Genomic DNA, 22,395 nt, shown 5'->3' on the forward strand with positions numbered 1-22,395 from the left:
CGGGTGCAGAAATAGAGGGAGAAAACGCCTCTATTGGGCGTAATGGATTTCTGTCTTTCTCGTCACCTGTCAAGAACTGATATTAGTGTTGAGCCTTGTTTTTATGTCCTTTTTTAAAAAAATTTAAAATAATAATTATTTTCTCCCATAAATCGACATGACTTTAGCGGAAAATAGGTTACTATTGATCTACATCTAAAGTTTCATTAAAGCAAACTTAATGCAAATTGTCCTGCTTTTTCACATGAAAATGCATGAATCAGGATCTTATATAAAGTAACAAGGAGCTAAGGTCATGCCTAAGAGAATGTTGTTTCTGTCTGCTCAAAATCATCAGACAGAAGATTTAGAAAGAGAAATCAGACAAAGAGGTATCCTCGGAATCCTGTTAGAGAGATTCAATATCGATCTTTTAACTTATGGTAATTGTGATCTGGAATATTCAACGCATTGCGGGCCTGCCCTTGTAGTACATAGAGTCAGGGAGTCAGTAAGTTCCAGAAGGTCAATATACCTCTCGTTGAGCAAGCTCAGGAAACGCTCCGAATTGAATAATGTGGACAAGGGTATGAATGGAACCATTAAGGAACTCTGCCATTCTAATGCATACTCACATGTTTTTATATCACACAGTTTATTAGGGAATTTCATTAATCTTATAAAACATCTCCTGCCAGATGCCACGATAATCACGGATGCCTACCGTTCTGATAGCGATCAGCCGGTCAGGATTACGTTCAAGAACATGGGCATACATCATAAGCTTAGTGCTGCCCGGGCTCGTTGGAATGAGCAGAAATTAATGAATAAAACAGGCCTTCTTCTTGCGGCTTCGGAATGGGATGCGCTTTTGTTCAAGGCTTTGTCATTCAAGGACGCCCCTAAGGTGCATGTGCTGCCCCATTTCATAGATATGAACCAATACCATTTTGCGGAGGCGACACCCAAAGAAAACCTTATCGTTCTTCACTGGAAAATGAATTCGATTCAGGGAAAGAAAGCATTCCAGATGTTTTATCATAAGATTTATCCTTCAATTATGGAAAAGGTCCCCGATGTGAAATGTTTTATTGTCGGCAGTGAGGTGAGTCCGGAGATAAGAAGACTGGTTAAGGAAGATGAATCCGTTGTAATCACCGGGCCGCTAGCGGATCCGGGTAGATATATACGCCGGGCGAAAGCCTTCATAGCCCCTTTGCAAGAGGGCTGCGGATCCCGTTCGAAGATTTTGGAGTCGTGGGCTCTAAGAACGCCAGTAGTAACAAGCTATAAAGGCTCTGAGAGGTTAATCTGCCAGAATAACCGCAATATTTTACTGGCGAATAATACATATGACTTTGCGGAAAAAGTGGTTAGGTTGTTGGAAGATCCTAAGTTGGGTTCCATAATAGCTGATCGGGCGCATCAAACACTTCTGAATCATTACGAGGCTAATAGTGTTAAGGAGAAAGTTTTCAGTTTAATATAAATTTGCTACATAGGAGAGAAAATGCATGCCCAATTACTATTTCAAGGAAATCTGGACACCTCTCAAGTTTTTCGGGATACATTTCTACCGGGATGATGAGGATCGTTATTGGATTAAAGTCTGGTCTTATCCACGTCGGCTTTTAACAAAGAGCTGATTCTGTACAGGGTACCTCACAGTTATCTCGCCCTATAAATTTGGATAATATCATCAGCATAGCTCCCTATTGTCTATCATATATTTTCTTATAGATGAGACAAGGTGAGGTGTGCGGATTGAATAACGGAAGAATGACCTTTCGGTTTGATGTTGATAAGGAGAAGTCGGATATGGGGGAGCAATGGAATAGTTCGTCTTCAAATATCCCACTAGACGATGAAGAGAGCTGGTACAGTAATGGTGAATACGAGCACGTTCAGAATAGAACCGTCTACGAAGATAGACCATCAGCAGTTGAGATTTATCCCAGTGCCTATCATTCCCGTAGACCTTTTAACGGGTGGAAGTTTGCAGCTTCCGTTACTGCAGCTATCGGCATAGGATTGCTGTTTGGATATGTAGCTTTATCCTTTTTTCGCGGTGGAGATCTGCCTGATACTTCTGTTACCGGAGTTTCTAATCAGATCGTTACAGGCGAACAGGACACAGGGGCCGTAGTAGAACCTGCTGGGACTGGTACTTCCGGGTTACCGATTACGGGTGAGGATAACGTGGGTGCCCTTCCTACAATACCGGTGCAAATTGCCGGGCAAAGCTACTATCTGCTGCAATACGGAGTATTCAGTACACCGCAGGGAGCATCCCAGGCTGAGCAGGAGCTGTTGACGGCAGGCTTGGCAGCAGGGTTGGACCCTTCAGACGGGAACCGGGTATATGCAGGTATATCGCCCGATCGCGAGCAAGCGAAACTTCTGAGTAACGGACTGAAAGCTCAAGGTATTGAATTGTACGTGAGGGAAGTAACCATTCCTGCAACAGAACAGCTTGCCTTTGGTGGAACAGCGGAGTCAGTGAACAACTATTTTGCGGTTAGCGAAAGAATTCTTGGGAAATTGAGCTCGTTATCGGCGGCGCTGTTAAGCAACGGTACAACAGCCCCAATCGATGATGTTAGCAGTCTTCATATGGAGTGGACGGAAGCTGTCAAGTCGCTAGAGAGCGGCTCCCCTCAGACAGCACTTCAGATTATCGCAGCCCAAGAAAAAACCGTGAATCAGGGGATTTCAGCTCTCAATGAGTATGGTAAAAACAAATCGGACGGCCTGCTTTGGGAAGTTCAGGCTGCTATGATGAGTTTTCTCTCCGGGCAAAAGGAGCTGCTTACTTCATTGAATTGAGAGCATGCACCTATTTAACTATAAGTTATGAGAAAAATCCGACCCGGTATTGGTAATCATTACCGGGTCGGATTTTGCGTTTGTGTTGAACTCCGTTTCACCGTATAATAATATGGGTGTCAAAAAATGGCGAGGGAAGACGGACATGAAGAAGAAAAATGTAGGTACACTGCTGTTATTTCTGATTCTGGGCTGGCTGGCCGGAGCGTGGATCGCTAAGCTGCTGCAGCCCGTAAAGACACTTTCCTTTCTTACACAATCGACCATGCTCAAATGGTCGCCACAAGCGGATTTGGACATCATAACTTACGACATCACTATTCAATTGAAATTGTGTCTGCTCAGTCTGATCGGTATTATTACCGCCGTATGGCTGTACCGCAGGCTGTAACTAGGGAAGGGACGTTTATAACGTGGACGATGTGAACTCACGCCCCATTATTCTTGCCTCGGGATCACCCCGTCGGAGGGAGCTTTTATCGATGCTGGGTATCCCCTTTGCGGTGGTGACCAGTGAAGCAGATGAGAGTACTCCGCCGGACTGGACACCGGAGAGAGTTGTGCGGTCGCTGGCCCTGCGTAAGGCAGAGGCTGTGATTGCTGCCGGCAATCAACGGGATACCGTAATTATAGGCAGTGATACGATCGTCGAGCTGGAAGGTCAGATCCTCGGCAAACCGGTGGACAAGCAGGACAGCAAGGTTATGCTAACCGCTCTGCAAGGCAGAAGTCATCGGGTGTATACTGGAGTAGCTTGTATCGGGCTGCCTGAAGGAAAGGTACTGGTTGATCACCGAGTAACTACTGTGACTATGAGGGCGTTAAGCCCTGAAGAGATTAATGCTTATGTGGAAACGGGAGAGCCGGCAGACAAAGCGGGTTCATATGCCATACAAGGACTCGGAGCTACTCTAGTGGAGAAGATTGATGGCTGCTATTTCAATGTAGTGGGTCTTCCTCTTTCACTACTTGGGGGTATGTTGTCCGAATTCGGTATACAGGTGTTGGTACAGCCGGGAGAGTAAAGGGAAGAGGGATCGGGATGGAGTCGCAAACATTAATGCTGCGAGACCTCCCCCATGAAGAACGACCACGAGAGCGCATGATGCAATATGGGGCAGAATCATTGAGTCAAGCGGAGCTGTTGGCTATTCTGCTTCGCACAGGAACACACCGGGAATCCGCGATTGGCATTGCGCAGCGTATGCTTTCTCAGGTAGGCGGTTTACGTCAGCTGGCAGATCTCAGCATCAAGGAATTGACTTCAATCAAAGGGATTGGGCCTGCCAAGGCGATCCAACTGAAAGCGGGCATTGAACTTGGAAGACGAATGTCCAACTCCAGGCTGAATCAGCCTGTGATCATTCGTAGCCCATATGATGCGGCGGATATACTGACAGAGCAGCTCCGTTATTTGCAAAAGGAGCATTTTGTCTGTTTATTTCTTAATACCAAGAATCATGTTATTGCTCAAGAGACGCTGTCGATGGGCAGTCTTAATGCTTCTATTGTTCATCCGCGTGAGGTTTTCAGAGCTGCCATTAAGTGTAGCAGTGCTTCTATTATATGTGCACACAACCATCCAAGCGGTGATCCTACACCGAGTCCGGAAGATATTTCTCTGACATCAAGATTACTTCAGGCGGGGGAGATTGTAGGGATCGATGTATTGGATCATTTAATTATTGGAGACAGCGGTTTTGTAAGTATGAAGGAAAAGGGATTAATGGGATAGGCAACGCATAGATTGATTTAGGAAAGGGAGATTACAGCATGTTTGGTGGTTTTACGAAAGATTTAGGAATTGACTTGGGGACAGCGAATACGCTAGTCTATGTTCGCGGTAAGGGGATTGTTGTAAGAGAACCTTCCGTGGTGGCCATAAATACGGATACAAAAACGATTGAAGCTGTAGGCGAATCCGCCAAAAAAATGATTGGCCGGACACCGGGTAACATCCGTGCTATTCGTCCAATGAAAGACGGCGTAATTGCTGATTTTGATACAACGGCTACGATGATTAAATACTTTATTCGTCAGGCTCAAAAGCAACGCTCCATGTTTGGGCGTCACCCTAATGTCATGGTGTGCGTACCTTCCGGAATTACGGCGGTAGAGCAGCGTGCCGTTGAGGATGCTACTAAGCAGGCAGGTGCTCGTGAAGCTTACATCATCGAGGAGCCATTCGCTGCTGCGATCGGTGCAGATTTACCGGTATGGGAACCAACAGGCAGCATGGTTGTTGATATCGGCGGAGGAACTACGGAAGTAGCCGTTATCTCACTTGGAGGTATTGTTACAAGCCGCTCCGTACGCGTGGCTGGTGATGAAATGGATGAAGCTATCATCCAGTACATCAAACGACAATACAATCTTATGATTGGCGAACGCACCTCTGAGCAGCTTAAGCTGGATCTGGGTTCTGCACTTTCTCTTGAAAAAGCTGAAACCATGGAGATTCGTGGCCGTGACCTTGTAACAGGTCTTCCGAAGACACTTACAATCACTTCCGATGAAGTTTGTGAAGCACTCTCAGATACGGTTAACGCTATTATTGAAGCCGTTAAGGTTACCTTGGAGAAATGTCCGCCTGAGCTCGCAGCAGACATCATGGATCGTGGTATTGTATTGACAGGCGGAGGCGCACTGCTTCGCAATTTGGATAAGCTTCTTGCGCGTGAGACTGGAATGCCGGTGATTGTCGCTGAGAACCCATTGGATTGTGTAGCCATCGGTACGGGCAAGGCGCTTGAGAATATTCATTTATTCAAAAGCCGCAGCAACTCAACTTTTCGTTCCAAACGTTAAGACCTAACCTGTCCTACTTTAGAACGTCAACCCCTGTTGTGGGAGAAAAATGTTTGTTAGAGGGTGTTGAAAGTGTTTAAGCTATTTAACAATAAACGGCTGTTCATCTTATTGATAACACTGGTGCTATTTATTGTAGTGATGGGCTTTAGCTTGGGCACAAGAAAGGCATTGTCTTGGCCCGAGAACTTTCTCCGGGACACAACAGGTTTCGTGCAAAATCTAATCTACAAGCCCGCTGGTTATATAGCGGGCTTCTTTGAAGATATCGGAAATTTGCATGATCTTGCCGAGGAGAATGAACGGCTCAAAATTACAGTTGCCCAGTTTACACGAGAACAGGCCCAGTATAATTTTGTCCAGGCAACAAATGAAGATTTAATGAAACAGCTTAACTTTACTAAGGCGCAAAAACTGATGTACAAGTACGACTACCATATCGCTCAGGTAATTAGTCTCAATACGGAACCTAATAACAGCACGCTTGTGATCAACCTTGGATCCAAAAACGGTGTGAAGCCCAATATGTCTGTCATATCCGTAGAGGGATTGGTTGGAGTGATTAGTGAAGTGAGCAACTTCACCTCAACCGTCAAGTTGATGACTATGCTGGACATTAACGACCCCAATTCACAACCGGCAATTGCTGCAACGGCCCGGACCAAAGAGAACCAGACCTTCGGCATGATAGAAAGTTATGATCCGAAGACGAAGATGTTGAAAATGAATAAGATTTCTCCAACCGATCCTATAGCCAAGGATGATGTCATCGTTTCCTCAGGAATCGGCGGATTGTATCCGCGTGCTTTAATGATCGGTACGGTTGAAAGTGTGGGGGTTGGGGAATTCGGCCTTACCCGAACAGCGATTATTAAAGCTGCCGCTGAATTTCAGGACTGGAAGGAACTAATTGTCGTTTTCCCATCGGAGGCGACAGAGTAGTGAGTATGCGAAGATCAGTACTTATCCTAAGCTTATTTCTGCTGTTTGTCCTCGAGGGAACGCTTCTGCCATGGATTATTCCGGATGCCTGGCAAATGCGGATTATTCCTAATCTCGTTTTGGTAGTGGTACTATTTGTAACGATTTATCATCATAGACATACGGCTCTAGTACTGGGACTTTCCTTCGGGATGCTGCATGATATTGTATTTTATGGACGAATCCTAGGTGCACACTCCTTTACTATGGGTTTGTCAGCTTATCTGATCGGACTTATTTTTCAAACTCCACGTGCGCCTCTGCCGCTCATGATGACGGTCATTCTGCTAGGCAGTCTTTTGGACAATAGTATGCTGTTCGGGATTTATAGTGTATTTAATTTGAATCAGCAGCCGTACAACTGGGCCTTACTGCACTATATGCTGCCCACGATGCTCTTTCACTTTGCTATCGCCTTAATCCTCTATATTCCGGTGCGACGACAGCTTGTACTATTGAACAATGAGACGCGCAAGGGAGAAACTACATGATCAGACCCATTTTCTTCCGTAGGAAAGCAGGAACTTGAGGTCCTCGGCACGAATGAATGAGGATAGGGGGACACGCAGATGACAGTGAAATCCAAACATGTAAGGATTAAGGGCGTAAAAGACGGCCTGGTATTCCTGCTAGACGATAAATGTCCCTTTGAAGATCTTCTGAGTGAGCTTCGATTCAAGCTGGAACATAGCCATCAAAATATTTTGACTGGACCTGTTGTTCATGTTGATATCAAGATGGGAACTCGTTTGGTGACAGATGAAGATAAGGAAGCCGTGCTAAGCATTCTTAAGGCTCAAGGTAATCTGCTGATTCGTTCGGTGGATACGTTGGAAGCTCCGAAGAGTGAGGTGGATAATTCATTATTTCTGATGAGTGGGATGATTCGATCCGGCCAAGTGCTGCATCACAAGGGAGACTTGTTGTTTCTTGGTGATGTAAATCCGGGAGGGACTGTAACCTGTACGGGTGATATTTATATACTTGGAGCGCTCAGAGGTATGGCTCACGCGGGAGTAGAGGGAAATGAAGGTGCTGTAATTGCAGCCTCTCTGATGTCTCCTACTCAACTGCGCATAGCCGAAATTATAAGCCGCCCTCCGGATGAGTGGGGAACACGAGAGAGCAATATGGAGTTCGCGTACCTTCAGAACGGGGCTATGCAGATCGACAAAATTCATAATATAGTCAAGTTTCGTCAGGATTTAAATGTGTTTAAAGGGGTGTAGCCTCCATGGGAGAAGCGATTGTCGTGACCTCGGGCAAAGGCGGAGTTGGCAAAACGACCACAACAGCCAATATTGGGACCGCGCTTGCGTTGCAGGGCAAAAAAGTATGTCTCGTTGATACGGATATTGGATTGCGTAATTTGGATGTTGTTATGGGACTTGAGAATCGGATTATTTACGATCTTGTAGATGTGGCAGAAGGAAGATGTCGCTTGAACCAGGCGCTTGTGAAAGATAAGCGCTTCGATGAACTCTACATGCTGCCTGCAGCACAGACAAAGGATAAGACATCCGTTACTCCTGAGCAGGTAAGAGATATTATTCTTGAATTGAAGAAGGAATATGAGTATGTTCTGATTGATTGTCCGGCGGGAATTGAGCACGGCTTCCGCAATGCGATAGCAGGTGCGGATAAAGCTATCGTTGTGACAACTCCAGAGAATGCCGCTGTGCGCGATGCTGACCGCATTATCGGTCTGTTGGAACAATCACATGTAGAATCTCCAAAGCTGGTTGTTAACCGGATCCGCCAGAACCTTGTCAAATCAGGGGATATGCTGGATATCGAGGACATAATACAGGTTCTGAACATTGACCTCATCGGAATCGTTCCTGATGATGAGATGGTAATCAAAGCCGCGAATAGCGGAGAGCCGACCGTAATGAATCCTGACTCGCCTGCAGCCATTGCTTACCGCAATATTGCCAGACGGATTCTGGGCGATTCAGTACCGCTTATGCAGCTTAACCGGAAGCCGGGCGCTATGAAGAAATTCAAGAAATTTTTCGGTATCGGCTGATAAAGCACTCATAGACTCATAAGATTTCACACAATAAGAGAGGTGTCCCGAAGTCCTTAAAATGGCTTTGGGGCGCCTCTTTGCGTTATTAAGTAAAGCTCATAAGTCAGCTCCCTCTTATTGGTTTTTGTTCAGAACGGATAGGTAGTTCAGAGGGCTTGTTCTAAAGGGACTTCTCTGCTTCATAAAATGAAGTATAACAAGCCCTCGGAGGGATCAATATGGATGAGAAGTCAACTAACAAAGATCGCCGTAAGCAGCGTATCCGCAATTTAATAGATGAGACATCAGGACAGAAAACAGTATCATCGATATTTGAGAAAGCGGATATGAGCAGAGAAATGAAAGAGCTCGATCCTGAAGTGATGTGGAAGGAAAACCGGAAGATATGGGAGGATGGCAACAGAGATAGACCACGTTTTGTCAGCGGTTTACTGCGACGTTTTGTAGTCAGCATTCTTATATTTGGATTCGTGTGGGGGATCTTCACCGTCCAGAGTCCCTGGACACTTAAGGCTCAAAATTTCATTGCAGATGCTATGAGTAATGAGATGGACTTTGAAGCGGCCAGGGTATGGTACGAGCAGAATTTTAATGGTGCTCCAGCATTCATTCCTATCTTCGGGAGAGAAGACGAAGCGGCTCAAAAAGCCGCAGCTCTTCATGGGCTAAGCGCGCCGATGTCGGGAAGCATTGTTCAACCCTTTGCCACCACCCTTAAAGGTGTGGAAATTATGCCGACAGTCGATTCAAGCGGCAATGTGACGGTGAAGAGTGTAGACATGGGACGTGTCCTCTCCGTATCCAGAGAACTGGAAGGAGGTATTCGGATCAGGGTCCGGCATACCGATAATATCACGGTGGAATACGGCCATCTAAATGGTACAAAGCTGGAAGTTGATGACTGGTTGCAAAGCGGTGATACTGTGGGCTGGCTGTTGCAGCAGGATTCCTCCTCATTACCAACCCTCTTTTTTGCAGTCATGAAAGATACGAATTATGTTGACCCGACAGAAGTGATTTCATTTGATTAGGATCGCTGGTATTCATTTTTCCTTGCATCCTTTGTTTGTGATCATCATGCTGCTCTCTATTTTGACAGGACAATTTTTGGAACTCCTCACTTTATTTACAATTGTGCTGATCCATGAATTAGGACATGTCTGTGCTGCTGTTCTGACCGGTGTTACTGTGAAAAGCGTACAGCTCCTCCCGTTCGGTGGCGTGGCTGTTATTGAAGATCACGGCAAGCTGACCGCCTATCATGAAATAGGGATCGCTCTGGCTGGACCGCTGCAGAATGGATTGATGATCTTGTGTGCTTTTATTCTCCAACGAGCAGGTTATGAGAGTAACGCATTTCTAACCTACTTTATAGGTGCCAACATGATTATTGCCCTCTTTAATTTATTGCCGATCCTGCCGTTAGACGGAGGTAAAGTGATGCAGGCAGTGGTCAGTCTGCTTATCCCCTATTATTCAGCACTTTTGTGGTGCGGGAGAGTGAGTATCGCTTCAAGTATATTAGTTATCGTATATGCGCTTCTGCCTTTGGGTACAACTGGCGGTGTGAGGCTTAACCTGTTAATGATTGGGACTTTTCTAATCTACTCCAATATTACGGACCATCGTAACTTGCCGTATCGTTTCGTAGCATTTCTCATGAACAGGGGTGCTGTTTATGACCGGTATATGCGCACGGGAGCTTTTGCCCGTCCGATTGTTGCAATTTCTGCGAAACCTTTGGATGATATATTGCGTCTATTTAAACGTAACCAATATCATTTTATATATGTTTTGAACAGTGAGGGGAAAGTAGTGGCTGTGGTGCCTGAACAGCGTCTGGTATCTTCTTATTTTAGAATTTAACTTTAGGTTAACCAGAGGTGAAGCCATGAAACAAATGATCGTTCACTGCACGCAGCATATGACCCGGATGGCTCTTCTGGAGGATGGAAAGCTAGTGGAATACGCAGCGGAACGCGATCAGCAGCAAGGACTGGTCGGCAGTTACTACAAAGGCCGTGTCATAAATGTTCTACCGGGCATGCAGGCTGCTTTTGTCGATATTGGGCAAAAGAAGAATGCCTTTTTATATGTTGATGATGTACTCCACCCCCATTTAGATAAGCAGCCCGCGGTAAAGCCTTCTATAGAGGAATTACTGCAGCCTGGGCAGGATATTATTGTTCAGGTTAGAAAAGAGCCCAGCGGAGGCAAGGGGGCAAGAGTGACGACTCACTACACGCTTCCCGGCCGCTGGATGGTGTATATGCCTTTCGCAGAATATGTGGGTGTCTCCAAAAAAATCGGACGTGAATCGGAGCGGAATCGGCTGAAAGGAATCGGAGAACGGCTGCGCAGGAATGAAGAAGGTCTTATCATGCGTACCGTTTCCGAGGACGAGCCCCCTGAAGCTGTAGAAGGTGACCTCACGTTTTTGCGTGCACAATGGGGAACTATTACTAGACGTGCAGCAGCTTCGACTGCTCCCGCTCTGCTTCACAGTGATCTCAGCATTGTGCAGAGGTTTATCCGGGATGCCTTTAATCCTCATCATGATGAATTAGTGATCGATTCGCATAAGGCTGTTCTAGAAGCAGAGGTTTTTCTTAATGACATGGCTCCTGACGGCTATAGACCTGTGGGTTTTTATAATCGACAGGAGTCTATTTTTACAGCTTATGGGGTGCAAGAGCAGCTGCATAGAAGCTTCGGCCGTAAGATTATCTTGGAGGGCGGAGCAACACTTATATGGGACGAAGCGGAGGCTCTTACGGTTATTGATGTGAACACGGCACAATATACCGGAGGGGGCTCTCTGGAGGAGACCGTTACTCGGACGAACTTGCTGGCTGCCGAACAAATTGGTCGATTGATCCGCTTAAGGGATACCGGCGGGATTATCATTATTGATTTCATTGATATGGAACAAGAAGAACATCGGAAGATGGTGACGGACTGCCTGGAGTCGGTGATTACCCGGGATCGTACCAAGACTCATATTTTGGGCTGGACAAGGCTCGGACTGCTAGAAATGACCCGAAAGAAGGCCCGTCACGATTCAGCAGGCTTTGCACCTGTTACCTGCCATTGCTGCGGAGGTACGGGTAAGGTGGGAGCTTGGTTGGAGGAATAAGTAAAGCTAGTTGACTATCGTTAATTAGTATGATAGAATCTTCAAGTGTGTGTTCGAGATAACTTATCCCTGCACATGCTGTAACCGCTCCGATCGGGTACATAAGCGCTGTTCCCCTTGGGAATATGCCACCTAGACTAGGCGAGTCTGAGACATGAGGAGGTGCAAGTACAATGTATGCAATTATCGAAACTGGCGGCAAACAATACAAAGTCCAAGAGGGCGACGTATTATTCATTGAGAAACTAGATGCTGTAGACGGCGAAAACGTAACGTTTAACCGTGTATTGGCTGTTTCTAACGAAGGCGGTTTGACTGCAGGAACTCCGCTTTTGAGCGGCGCAACTGTAACAGCTAAAGTTGAGAAACATGGTAAAGGCCACAAGGTTGTAGTTTACAAATACAAACCTAAGAAGAATTACCACAAGAAACAAGGTCATCGTCAACCGTACACAAAAGTAACTATCGAGAAGATTCAAGCGTAAGAAGGTGCGTTAATGATAAGCGTACAGATTACACGTTCTTCGGAATCAGGGACTATCGTTGGCTTTGAGATTAAAGGGCATGCGGGTTATGCCAAGCGCGGCGAGGACATCGTATGTGCCGGAGTATCGGCCGTAACGGTTGGAACCGTCAATTCGATTGAAGTTTTGACTGGAGTTTCTATGGATACGTCCATGAAGAACGGATTTTTAAGCGGAACATTAGGTTCTGTGGATGATTCCGGTATCTCCGCAAAAGTACAATTGCTGCTGGAATCCATGGTCGTTATGCTGAATGATATCGCAGAATCATACGGGAAGTATATTCAAATACAGCAAGTCATTATTTGAAGAAGGAGGTAGACAACATGTTAAAATTGAATCTTCAATTGTTCGCATCGAAAAAAGGTGTAGGTTCCACAAGAAACGGTCGTGATAGCCAATCGAAACGTCTTGGTGTAAAACGTGCTGACGGTCAAACAGTAACCGGCGGCAGCATCTTGGTTCGTCAACGCGGAACAAAAATTCACCCAGGCACAAACGTAGGCATCGGTAAAGATGATACTTTGTTTGCTAAAGTGGAAGGCGTAGTGAAGTTCGAACGTTGGGGCCGCGATCGCAAGAAAGTGAGCGTCTACCCAGTTGATGTTGCTCCGGTAGCAGCTACATTGGAAGCGTAAGCTACGAGAACCATAATTGCAAGAAGCCTCCGGCATGAGTGCCGGAGGCTTTTTTGTAGGAATACAAGAAGAATTTCATGGGTTTGTTGGTGAATTGCAGGGAATGCCTGTGTTATACTGGGAAATGGTAAATACTTTGAACGGTGAATTTACTGAATTTGTCATGATTTTGCGAACTGAGGGACGGGGAGAAAGAATGGAATCCTGGAAAAGTGCAATCTGGGTGGTCTTGTTATCCGTAACGCTTCCTTTGGGGCTTGTGTATTGGCAGACTTCCCTTTTAACGTGCTTACTGCTTGTTATTTGGATAACGGCAGTGCTTGTTTTCAGTAATATTTGGAATCGGCGTCAGTATGAGAAGGAGCTCCAAAAACAGGAACGAAGCCTGCAACAAGCAGCTATTCGGACACTGAATCACCACCGTCATGACTGGATGAACGAATTGCAGGTGCTTTACGGATATATCCAGCTAGGAAAGCCTGATAAAACGGTGCGAACTGTGGAAAGAATAAAGGAACGTATAGCGCTTGACAGCCGCATTGCCAAGCTTGGAGTTCCTTCACTGGTGTTCTATATCCAATCTTTTCGAACTCACAGCACCAGTCTGGAGCTGGAAGTAATCGTTGAAGACGGATTGAATCTGGAGGACAAGCTTACTTATGAAGCACAGGATGAGCTCACTGCAGTCATCATGCAGACCGTAAGAGCTTTTCAATACAGTGGACTTGCTCCCCAGGGTGAAGCCAGAAAGCTTATCATTGGCTTCACACAGGATGGTGGAGACATTCTTATCTCTTTCGAGGGTGAGGGAATGAACGGTAATCCCGCACTGCTTCAAGGGCAAATTTATAATATAGTACAAGGAAAAATCATGAGAGCGGAGGCATTGGGGCATAATCAGGATACTGTCCGATTGCGTCTACCGCTTGAAATGTGACTGAGGATGGTGAACGTTTATGTTTATAGATACAGCTAAGATTTATGTAAAAGGTGGCGACGGCGGGGATGGACTTGTCGCGTTCCGCCGTGAGAAATATGTCCCTGAAGGTGGACCTGCTGGCGGCGATGGTGGCCGTGGCGGCGACGTTATTTTCAAAGTAGATGAAGGTTTGCGTACACTGATGGACTTTCGTTATCAGCGTCACTTCAAAGCAGACAAAGGAATAAAAGGTCGTAACAAAAGTCAGCATGGAGCTAATGCTGACCACATGGTCGTTCGTATCCCTCCAGGTACGGTGCTGATAGATGATGATAGCGGTGAAGTGATTGCCGATATGACACGTCACGGACAATATGTGGTTGTAGCACGCGGAGGCCGTGGCGGACGCGGAAATACCCGTTTTGCAACAGCGGCCAATACTGCGCCAGAACTGGCTGAGAACGGCGAAGAAGGACAAGAACGCTATCTCCGCATGGAACTTAAGGTTATGGCCGATGTTGGTCTTGTAGGTTTCCCTAGTGTGGGTAAATCAACCTTATTATCCGTTGTATCTGCCGCAAAACCAAAGATCGGCGCATATCACTTTACAACGATTACTCCTAATTTAGGGGTAGTGGATGTTGGTGACGGACGAAGCTTTGTAATGGCTGACTTGCCAGGGCTTATTGAAGGCGCGCACGAAGGGATTGGCCTCGGCCACGAATTTCTTCGACACGTAGAGCGTACACGCATTATTATCCATGTCGTTGACATGTCCGGTTCTGAAGGTCGCGATCCTTTTGATGATTGGATTAAGATTAATGATGAGCTGAAGCAGTATAACGCTGCCCTTGCAGAGCGCCCGCAAATTGTAGCGGCTAACAAGATGGATATGCCTGAGTCAGAAGAGAACTTAATTTCTTTCCGTGAGCGTACAGCTGAAGTTCGTCCGGATATGCAGATTATGCCTATTTCCTCACTTACCAAACAAGGGGTTCAAGATCTGTTGTACCGTACAACAGATATATTAGACAGTATTCCTGTCGCTCCGATTGTAGAAGAAGTAGCGGAAACTACTGAGCGTAAGGTGTACAAGCTTGAGGCTGAGGAAGATGATTCCTTCACAATTACTCGTGAGAATGAGACGTTTATTGTAAGCAGTCCGCGGATTGAACGGATGCTGAAACGTATGCAGCTAAGTACGCATGATGCAATTTTGAAGCTTGCACGTACACTGCGTCATATGGGTGTGGATGCAGAGCTTCGTAAACGCGGTGCGGTAGAAGGAACAATTGTGCGGATAGCTGATTTCGAGTTCGAATTCGTTGAGAACAGCAGCTACTATTAAAATACGAAGTAATGAGACGCCGATCGGGTTTTCCTTCAAGAGGGATGCCGGGTCGGCGTTTTTTTTGATTTTAAATCGTATACAATATAACCTTTACATAATAAGTTTTTTAGCCCTTAAGTTAAAAAGTATTGCTTTTCAAGGGTTAAATCCGCTATAATGTCCACTATGTAAATACATAAGTCTTTGAGGAGAGGACGTTCGTGAAAGAACGCTATTATTTAGTCCGGGAAGATATATTGCCCGATGCAGTACTCAAGACCATGCAAGTGAAGCAACTGTTAGAAGCCGGGGATGCGAAGACCATCAATGAAGGTGTGGAGCAGGTAGGACTTAGCCGGAGTGCCTTTTATAAGTATAAAGATGGGATTCACCTGATTCATCAATTGGAACGTGAGCGTATTGTTACCGTTTCTCTTGATTTGGAGCATGAATCTGGTATGCTATCTAAGGTTTTGGGCTCTGTGGCAAGTCATGGGGCAAATGTTCTAACCATTCATCAGAGTATTCCGCTGCAAGGAAGAGCAAATGTAGTAATCTCAGTGGAAATTTCTCATCTTAATGAAGAACTGGGAGATATGATGGACAGTCTGAAAGAGATTTCCGGAGTGAAACGGGCCCTGATTGTTGGGCAAGGGTAGATCTAATCGTATTTTTTTGAAGCAGCCTGCTTCTTTGAAACTTTAAGGGGGATATAGATACAGATGAAGCCAGTAAAAGTAGGATTGCTCGGACTGGGTACAGTGGGTACTGGAGTGGTCCGTATCGTAGTAGGGAATCAGGAACATCTTAGCAGTCAGGTAGGTTCTCCGATTATTATTGAGCGTATTGCTGTTAAAAACTCGGAGAAGGCCCGCGATATCGATGTGGATGCCTCCAAAATAACTACAGATCCGTGGGAAGTGATTCGTGACCCTGAAATTGACGTCATAGTCGAGGTCATGGGCGGAATTAATGGAACGAAGGAATATATCCTTGAAGCATTGGATCGCGGGAAGCATATTATAACTGCCAACAAAGATTTGATGGCTCTTTACGGTTCGGAGATATTGGCGAAAGCTCAAGAGAAGCAATGTGATGTGTTTTATGAAGCCAGTGTAGCGGGGGGCATCCCGATTATTCGCACACTTATAGAAGGTTTCTCATCCGACCGCATTACCAAAATTATGGGTATTGTAAATGGAACAACCAACTACATATTGACAAAGATGAGTCAGGAAGGCGCAACTTACAGTGACGCCCTGAGGGAAGCACAAGATCTGGGCTATGCTGAATCCGATCCTACCTCAGATGTGGAAGGGTTGGACGCAGCAAGAAAGATGACCATTCTAGGTACACTGGGATTCCGTACAAATGTAGAATTACAGGACGTCACTGTACAGGGGATATCAGGGGTAAGTAAGGAGGATATCGCGTTTGCCAAACGTCTTGGGTACGAGATGAAGCTGTTAGGGATTGCGGAATGCAAAGACGAGGAATTTAACATTAGCGTTCAACCTACAATGATCCGGTCGGGACACCCGATTGCCTCGGTTAACGGCGTGTTCAATGCTGTCTATGTCTACGGGGAAGCTGTGGGAGAGACCATGTTCTACGGAGCGGGTGCAGGCGCGATGCCGACAGCAACCTCTATCGTAGCGGATCTTGTAGCTGTGATCAAAAACCTGAAGCTGGGCGTTAACGGCTTGAAGCAGATCGTTCCTTATAAAACCAAGAAAATTAAGAGTGATGAGGATATTTATTATAAAAATTTCTTGCTCCTTCATGTTGACGATAAAGCGGGTGTACTCGCCAAAATCACTCAGGTGTTCGCCGAATATGATGTCAGTCTAGACTCGGTTGTGCAGCAGGCTAATCCTAATAATCCTAACGCTGAGATTATTATTGTCACTCATAATGCCAGCAAAGCGAGCATGGATAAAGTACTCCGGCATTTCGAAGATCTGAATGTAATCCGCCGTGTTAAGAGCCACTACCGGGTAGAGGGCTAACTGAATGACTGTCGTATAAAAATCAACTAAGGAGAACGCAATAGTGAGAAACTCCATACAACCGCATAATAACAAAATAGCAAGGGTAAAAGTACCTGCCAGTACTGCGAATTTGGGTCCTGGTTTTGATACCCTTGGCATGGCCTTATCCTTATACGCATGGATTGAAATGCAGGAAGTAGAACACACAACCTTCCATCTCTATGGAGATGAAATGAAGGGCTTGCCGCAGGATAAGAGTAACTTAATCTATCAGGTTGCACAGATGGTATTTGCAGAAGCGGGTGTCTCTGTCCCGGAACTGGAAATCTCGATGTATTCCGAGATTCCCTTGACGCGGGGACTCGGAAGCAGCGCATCCGCCATTATTGGCGGTATGGCTGCAGCTAATGCTATGATTGGATCACCGTTAGACAATGCCAAATTATTTAGCATGGCAACCGCCATGGAGAAGCATCCGGATAATGTAGGAGCTTCGCTTTTTGGAGGGATAATCACCGCTGTATGGGATGGTATTGCCGCTGACTATATACGGATTGAACCGCCGGCCGGCCTAGAGGTGCTTGTAATTATCCCGGAATTTGAACTGGCTACCTCTAAAGCTAGAGGGGTTCTGCCGTCTCAAGTCACAGTTGCTGATGCAGTATATAATATTAGCCGCACATCCTTACTAACGGCTGCACTAGCAACCGGACGGTTGGACTTAATCCGTACAGCGATGCAGGATCGTTTGCATCAGCCATATCGGGCCCCTCTTGTTCCTGGAATGGAGAGGTTGCTTGCGGAAGCAACGAACCGGGGAGCTTTAGGTATTGCCCTAAGTGGTGCGGGTCCCACCTTGCTTGCGTTAGTTGACCGCCAGGAGACCCGAAAGAGTGAACTTGAAGCATTTTTAATGGATACCATGCAAGAGCAAGGCGTTGCTGCAAGAACATGCTGGCTCTCCCCCTGCATTGCCGGGGTAAGCATAGAGCTGCTGGATAGAAACGAGATGCAAAACGAATCATTTTTAGATATGATAAAAGGAGAAATACGGTCATGAAATCCATAGCGGTACTGCCGCAGGGCTCCGTATCTCACGAAGCCTTGCTGCATCTATTTGGTAATGAACGGTTAAATGTCGTTCATCATAAGCTTATTTCTGATGTATTCTTGTCTACAGTTGAGGGAAAGTCCGACTTTAGTGTAATCCCGATTGAGAACACGATTGAAGGTTCGGTTAGTCTGCACATCGATTGGTTGGTCAATGAAGTAGACTTACCCATGCAGGCTGAGTGGATATATCCTTCGGTTCAGAATTTGATCAGTACACCTGGTGAGTTCACAGATGCTAATGGGAAGAAAAATTTTTCAGGAATTGTGAAAATTCTATCCCATCCTGTTGCAACCGCCCAATGTGGGCAGTATATCCGTGAGCACGCACCGTGGGCGGAGCTGGAATCGGTGGGAAGTACATCAGAGGCTGTAGAGATTGTTAAGAACAATCCCGGAAGAGGCTGGGCTGCAATTGGTACGGCTCTTGGGGCAGCAACACATGGTTTGGAAATTGTTGAGCGGCAGATTACTGACCACGATAACAATTACACTAGGTTTGTGCTGGTCGGGCACGATAAGATTCAACTCCCCCGTAAAAGTTCAGGTAATAAGACAAGTGTACTTGTAACTTTACCGGAAGACTTTCCCGGTGCGCTTCATCAGGTACTATCCACCTTTGCCTGGCGTCGGTTAAATCTGTCGCGTATTGAATCACGTCCCACGAAAAAGAAGCTGGGAACCTATTATTTTTACATTGATGTGCTCGAACCGATAGAATCTATCCTTCTGCAAGCCGCTATTGAGGAAATCGAGGCGCTTCGCTGTCAGGTACGGATTCTGGGCTCGTATCCCACATACACCTATGAGGAAGAGAAAGCGGAGGTGCAGTAGTTCATGGCTGAACAAACAATCTATTTGGATGGACAATTTGTAACAAAGGAAAATGCAAAGGTATCTGTTTTTGATCATGGGTTTCTATACGGCGATGGAATTTTTGAAGGCATTCGTATCTATAATGGGAACATCTTTAAATGCTCGGAACACTTGGACAGGCTGTATGATTCAGCTAAATCTATTCAATTAGATATTCCATTGACATACGATGAAATGTTGGAGGCTATGGCGGAGACTATTCGACGTAATGAGATGCGCAATGGATATATTCGACTTATTGTCTCCCGCGGTCCCGGGAATTTAGGTCTCGATCCGCGTCGTTGTCCCAAAGCCAGTGTAATAATCATCGTTGAACAATTAGCCATTTATCCAGAGCATGCTTATATTAACGGACTTCGTGCCGTTTCTGTATCGCAGCGCCGCAATCTCCCGGATGCCCTTAATCCAAAGATCAAATCACTTAACTACCTGAATAATATTCTTGTTAAAATTCAATCTAATCTGGCTGAAGCTGATGAGGCCATCATGATGAACGCTCAAGGGTATGTTACTGAGGGTTCGGGTGATAATATTTTTATTATAAAAAGAGGGGTTGTTTATACACCTCCTTGCTATCTGGGGGCGTTGGAAGGAATTACTCGTCTGGCTATCATTGAGCTCTGTGAGAAGCTGGGGTACAAGCTGAAGGAAGAACCTTTTACAATGCATGATGTTTATATCGCGGATGAGGTATTCTTTACGGGTACAGCGGCAGAAGTTATTGCGGCACGCGAAATTGACGGACGGATTATCGGCGAAGGTCATGCTGGACCGATTACGCTTAAGCTGCTTGAAGAATTCCGTAACGTTGTAGACCAAGATGGTTACAAGGTATGGGAATCCTAAGTTATATGAAATGAATACACCCAGAAATCCTTTCATCAACGCATGAAATGATATCTGAATACACACAGAGATCCTTTCATGCATGCATGAGAGGATTTTTTTTATTTAAGGGATGTCAATCGCCTATGGGCTGCATAAGATGTAGTAACGAAGGAGGCGGCTGTACCGCATATAACTATGCATGAAAGCACCGCATTTTCTAAGGACGGATGCTTTCGAGATCAGTGACGTCGCGAAGTAGTTGAAATGTAACACTCCACAAAACTTTTAGGAGGTTAATGCTGAGTGAAAATACACATTGTCAAACAAGGCGATACGCTGTATGCATTATCGCAAAAGTACGGAGTCCCGCTGCAAAAAATAATTGAGAGCAATCCCCAAATCAGTAACCCGGATGTGCTGGAAGTTGGCGGGAAAGTGAAAATACCTTCGATCCCAGTTACCCTTCCGGACAACAATGATGTTTACTACAAACATACTGTGAAACAAGGGGATACATTGTGGAAGCTGTCCAAAGCATGGGGAATCCCTCTGCAGGAAATGATTAGTGCCAACCCTCAATTAAAGAACCCGAATGCCCTTCTTGTGGGAGAGGTCGTTAATATTCCTAAAAAAGGGATGGCGCCGCTGCAATCAACACAACCTATGCACATGCCGACCCATATGACAGATAAAACACAGCCTGGAGGAAAAACGTTCACAGGACCTATTGAACAGCCTCCGGTAGTAGAAATTCCAAATGAAGCTCCGGTTCAAGTGATGCCAATTGAAATGCCTCCAGTACAAGTAATGCCAGCTGAAGTGGCTCCAGTTCAGGAAAAGATGATGCACTCCGAGTCACAAAGCTTGTTTGTGCAGATCTCAGTACCTACGCAGGAGGTTGTATCCTACTATGAGATGCCGCCTGTTCCGGAAAACCAGCCTATCCCAATGGTCCTGCCTACTCAAACAACCAAATCTGCTCCAATACACCATATGGCTCCGGCAAACATGGCAGCACCAATAAACCAGATTGCTCCTATGGCTCAGCATATGCCTTGCAATTGTGATAAATCAGCGGGATATCCAGGCTTAACAGAAAACCCTAACTTCTTTGATTGCCCGCCTGCCTACCCGCTGTATGAACCGATGCCGAATATGGCTATGTATGCTCCTATGAACCAAATTCAACCGCTCCCGTATGAGCCAGAGTGTATGCCTCCTTATTTTTATCCAAACCATATGTACTCACCGGCAGACATTTCAGGTCCATGCTACCCCAATGCGATGCCAAACTATATGGAAGCATCTGTAGGGGGAGTCAACCCGAACAACAACTATCCTATATATGCTGCACCTCAATATGTGGATCCGTACCAGAACATGCCGTGGCCAACTTCGTGTGGATGTGGAATGGGTGAACATGTACAGTCACTCCAAGCTAATCCTTATGAAATGCCAATGAATAATTCTTTTCCGACATATACAAATCAGCCTAGCTACTCTCCATACGATTCTGTAATGCCGCACATGATACCTCAAAGTGGTATGCCGGTATCGCCTCAAAACATGTATGGAAATTCAATGGTGTCGAGTATACCTCCAATTCCTGAATATCCGGGCTTGGGTAATGAAAGTTACGGGTATCATAATCGTATAACCGAGTTTCAACAACAAGCCAATATCATCCGAGATGATTTTCAAATAACCGATGATGTTCCAACTGCTCAGGGTACTGAGGAATCACTCGCAAGGAGTGAAGAGATAAAGTCGGAATCATCTCCAAAAGTTAAAACTTCGAGTAGAAGTGCAAAACCAGTGAAGACAGAGACTTCGAAAGCTCAGCGTTCAAGCAAAAATAAAGGGACGGCCCCCATTAAAAAGCGTAGAAATCCATGGATTTCGAATTAACAATACAGGTAATTGGCCTTACCAATAGCGTGTTAGGATGTATCCCTAGATACGTCCTGACATGTTTTTTTGTGGTGTTTATTGAGGCAGTCTCTGAATGTATAGATTCAAAGGCATGATGAACCAGTAAAGATGTTAGGGGATTTTCTCAAAAATGGTAAAATTAAATTGTTGTTTTTCGTTTGGGTACTGTGATATATTATAAATCCAGCCACGGAAGACATATTGACTTCGTAAGTTGGGAAGAAGATTTGAAAGTCGAATTTTTAAAAAAAAGTGTTGCAATTAGTCGAAAGTCATGGTATATTATAAAAGTTGCTGGTGAGACATTGTCGCCGACAACGAGAACTTGATCTTTGAAAACTGAACAACGAGTGAGTGGGATTTTACGAGAGTAAAATCCAAAATAGAGAATTTTTAATTCTCGTCAGATGTTTCAAAATGAGCAATCGCTCTTTCTGAATACCAATTTGGAGAGTTTGATCCTGGCTCAGGACGAACGCTGGCGG

Annotated in this window: 24 protein-coding genes; all 24 read left to right on the plus strand. The window is 45.5% G+C overall.

Features of this window, described 5'->3' with window-relative positions; genetic code table 11:
- Window positions 1–556: 556 nt before the first annotated feature.
- The 24 genes from J2T20_RS25030 (at window position 557) to J2T20_RS25145 (ending at window position 21,886) form a co-directional block, all read left to right on the plus strand.
- A complete protein-coding gene (locus tag J2T20_RS25030) occupies window positions 557–1,468 on the plus strand; it encodes a glycosyltransferase family 4 protein (protein ID WP_307592667.1) in 912 nt (303 codons plus the stop codon).
- Window positions 1,469–1,743: 275 nt separating this feature from the next.
- The gene (locus J2T20_RS25035; RefSeq protein ID WP_307592636.1) at window positions 1,744–2,805 is read left to right on the plus strand and encodes an SPOR domain-containing protein; all 1,062 of its coding nucleotides are present in this window, start codon (window positions 1,744–1,746) and stop codon (window positions 2,803–2,805) included.
- Window positions 2,806–2,950: 145 nt separating this feature from the next.
- The gene (locus J2T20_RS25040) at window positions 2,951–3,196 is read left to right on the plus strand and encodes a DUF4321 domain-containing protein (RefSeq protein ID WP_036658309.1); all 246 of its coding nucleotides are present in this window, start codon (window positions 2,951–2,953) and stop codon (window positions 3,194–3,196) included.
- 22 nt (window positions 3,197–3,218) lie between these two features.
- Window positions 3,219–3,830, plus strand: coding sequence for a Maf family protein (locus J2T20_RS25045; protein WP_307592637.1), 612 nt, complete (start codon window positions 3,219–3,221; stop codon window positions 3,828–3,830).
- 17 nt (window positions 3,831–3,847) lie between these two features.
- Window positions 3,848–4,540 (plus strand): RadC family protein, encoded by a 693-nt coding sequence (gene radC / locus J2T20_RS25050; protein WP_307592639.1) that lies wholly within the window; start codon window positions 3,848–3,850, stop codon window positions 4,538–4,540.
- Window positions 4,541–4,578: 38 nt separating this feature from the next.
- Window positions 4,579–5,613: a rod shape-determining protein gene (locus J2T20_RS25055; RefSeq protein WP_307592640.1), complete on the plus strand. Its 1,035-nt coding sequence runs from the start codon at window positions 4,579–4,581 to the stop codon at window positions 5,611–5,613.
- Window positions 5,614–5,676: 63 nt separating this feature from the next.
- The gene (mreC, locus tag J2T20_RS25060) at window positions 5,677–6,555 is read left to right on the plus strand and encodes a rod shape-determining protein MreC (protein WP_373457860.1); all 879 of its coding nucleotides are present in this window, start codon (window positions 5,677–5,679) and stop codon (window positions 6,553–6,555) included.
- Window positions 6,555–7,085, plus strand: coding sequence for a rod shape-determining protein MreD (mreD, locus tag J2T20_RS25065; protein WP_307592643.1), 531 nt, complete (start codon window positions 6,555–6,557; stop codon window positions 7,083–7,085). Before mreC ends, mreD begins: the two co-directional genes overlap by 1 nt.
- Before the next feature lie 78 nt (window positions 7,086–7,163).
- Complete coding sequence (locus J2T20_RS25070; protein ID WP_307592645.1) at window positions 7,164–7,823, plus strand: septum site-determining protein MinC; 660 nt, start codon at window positions 7,164–7,166, stop codon at window positions 7,821–7,823.
- 5 nt (window positions 7,824–7,828) lie between these two features.
- Window positions 7,829–8,623 carry a septum site-determining protein MinD gene (minD, locus tag J2T20_RS25075; protein WP_307592646.1) on the plus strand — a complete coding sequence of 265 codons (795 nt, stop codon included), beginning with the start codon at window positions 7,829–7,831 and terminating at the stop codon, window positions 8,621–8,623.
- A 221-nt stretch (window positions 8,624–8,844) separates the two neighbouring features.
- The gene (locus J2T20_RS25080; protein ID WP_307592648.1) at window positions 8,845–9,657 is read left to right on the plus strand and encodes a M23 family metallopeptidase; all 813 of its coding nucleotides are present in this window, start codon (window positions 8,845–8,847) and stop codon (window positions 9,655–9,657) included.
- Window positions 9,650–10,492 carry a M50 family metallopeptidase gene (locus tag J2T20_RS25085; RefSeq protein ID WP_307592650.1) on the plus strand — a complete coding sequence of 281 codons (843 nt, stop codon included), beginning with the start codon at window positions 9,650–9,652 and terminating at the stop codon, window positions 10,490–10,492. The genes J2T20_RS25080 and J2T20_RS25085 overlap by 8 nt, the downstream gene beginning before the upstream one ends.
- A 25-nt stretch (window positions 10,493–10,517) precedes the next feature.
- Window positions 10,518–11,762 carry an Rne/Rng family ribonuclease gene (locus J2T20_RS25090; RefSeq protein WP_307592652.1) on the plus strand — a complete coding sequence of 415 codons (1,245 nt, stop codon included), beginning with the start codon at window positions 10,518–10,520 and terminating at the stop codon, window positions 11,760–11,762.
- Between the two features lie 173 nt (window positions 11,763–11,935).
- Window positions 11,936–12,247 carry a 50S ribosomal protein L21 gene (gene rplU / locus J2T20_RS25095; RefSeq protein ID WP_036658286.1) on the plus strand — a complete coding sequence of 104 codons (312 nt, stop codon included), beginning with the start codon at window positions 11,936–11,938 and terminating at the stop codon, window positions 12,245–12,247.
- Between the two features lie 12 nt (window positions 12,248–12,259).
- Window positions 12,260–12,595, plus strand: a complete 336-nt coding sequence (locus tag J2T20_RS25100) for a ribosomal-processing cysteine protease Prp (protein ID WP_307592654.1) — start codon at window positions 12,260–12,262, stop codon at window positions 12,593–12,595.
- Between the two features lie 17 nt (window positions 12,596–12,612).
- Window positions 12,613–12,924, plus strand: coding sequence for a 50S ribosomal protein L27 (gene rpmA / locus J2T20_RS25105; RefSeq protein WP_036658281.1), 312 nt, complete (start codon window positions 12,613–12,615; stop codon window positions 12,922–12,924).
- A gap of 34 nt (window positions 12,925–12,958) precedes the next feature.
- Complete coding sequence (locus J2T20_RS25110) at window positions 12,959–13,861, plus strand: Spo0B domain-containing protein (RefSeq protein WP_307592655.1); 903 nt, start codon at window positions 12,959–12,961, stop codon at window positions 13,859–13,861.
- A 19-nt stretch (window positions 13,862–13,880) separates the two neighbouring features.
- Complete coding sequence (gene obgE / locus J2T20_RS25115) at window positions 13,881–15,191, plus strand: GTPase ObgE (RefSeq protein ID WP_307592657.1); 1,311 nt, start codon at window positions 13,881–13,883, stop codon at window positions 15,189–15,191.
- Between the two features lie 203 nt (window positions 15,192–15,394).
- Complete coding sequence (locus J2T20_RS25120; protein WP_036658262.1) at window positions 15,395–15,832, plus strand: ACT domain-containing protein; 438 nt, start codon at window positions 15,395–15,397, stop codon at window positions 15,830–15,832.
- A gap of 63 nt (window positions 15,833–15,895) precedes the next feature.
- Window positions 15,896–17,182 carry a homoserine dehydrogenase gene (locus tag J2T20_RS25125; RefSeq protein ID WP_307592659.1) on the plus strand — a complete coding sequence of 429 codons (1,287 nt, stop codon included), beginning with the start codon at window positions 15,896–15,898 and terminating at the stop codon, window positions 17,180–17,182.
- 43 nt (window positions 17,183–17,225) lie between these two features.
- On the plus strand, window positions 17,226–18,224 hold the full coding sequence (gene thrB, locus J2T20_RS25130; protein WP_307592661.1) for a homoserine kinase: 999 nt from the start codon (window positions 17,226–17,228) through the stop codon (window positions 18,222–18,224).
- A complete protein-coding gene (pheA, locus tag J2T20_RS25135) occupies window positions 18,221–19,108 on the plus strand; it encodes a prephenate dehydratase (RefSeq protein ID WP_307592663.1) in 888 nt (295 codons plus the stop codon). Before thrB ends, pheA begins: the two co-directional genes overlap by 4 nt.
- 3 nt (window positions 19,109–19,111) lie before the next feature.
- Window positions 19,112–19,996 carry a branched-chain-amino-acid transaminase gene (gene ilvE / locus J2T20_RS25140; RefSeq protein ID WP_307592664.1) on the plus strand — a complete coding sequence of 295 codons (885 nt, stop codon included), beginning with the start codon at window positions 19,112–19,114 and terminating at the stop codon, window positions 19,994–19,996.
- Between the two features lie 285 nt (window positions 19,997–20,281).
- On the plus strand, window positions 20,282–21,886 hold the full coding sequence (locus J2T20_RS25145) for a LysM peptidoglycan-binding domain-containing protein (protein WP_307592665.1): 1,605 nt from the start codon (window positions 20,282–20,284) through the stop codon (window positions 21,884–21,886).
- The last annotated feature ends 509 nt before the right edge of the window (window positions 21,887–22,395 follow it).

This window comes from Paenibacillus wynnii (genome assembly GCF_030812855.1).
Classification (GTDB): domain Bacteria; phylum Bacillota; class Bacilli; order Paenibacillales; family Paenibacillaceae; genus Paenibacillus_AQ; species Paenibacillus_AQ wynnii_A.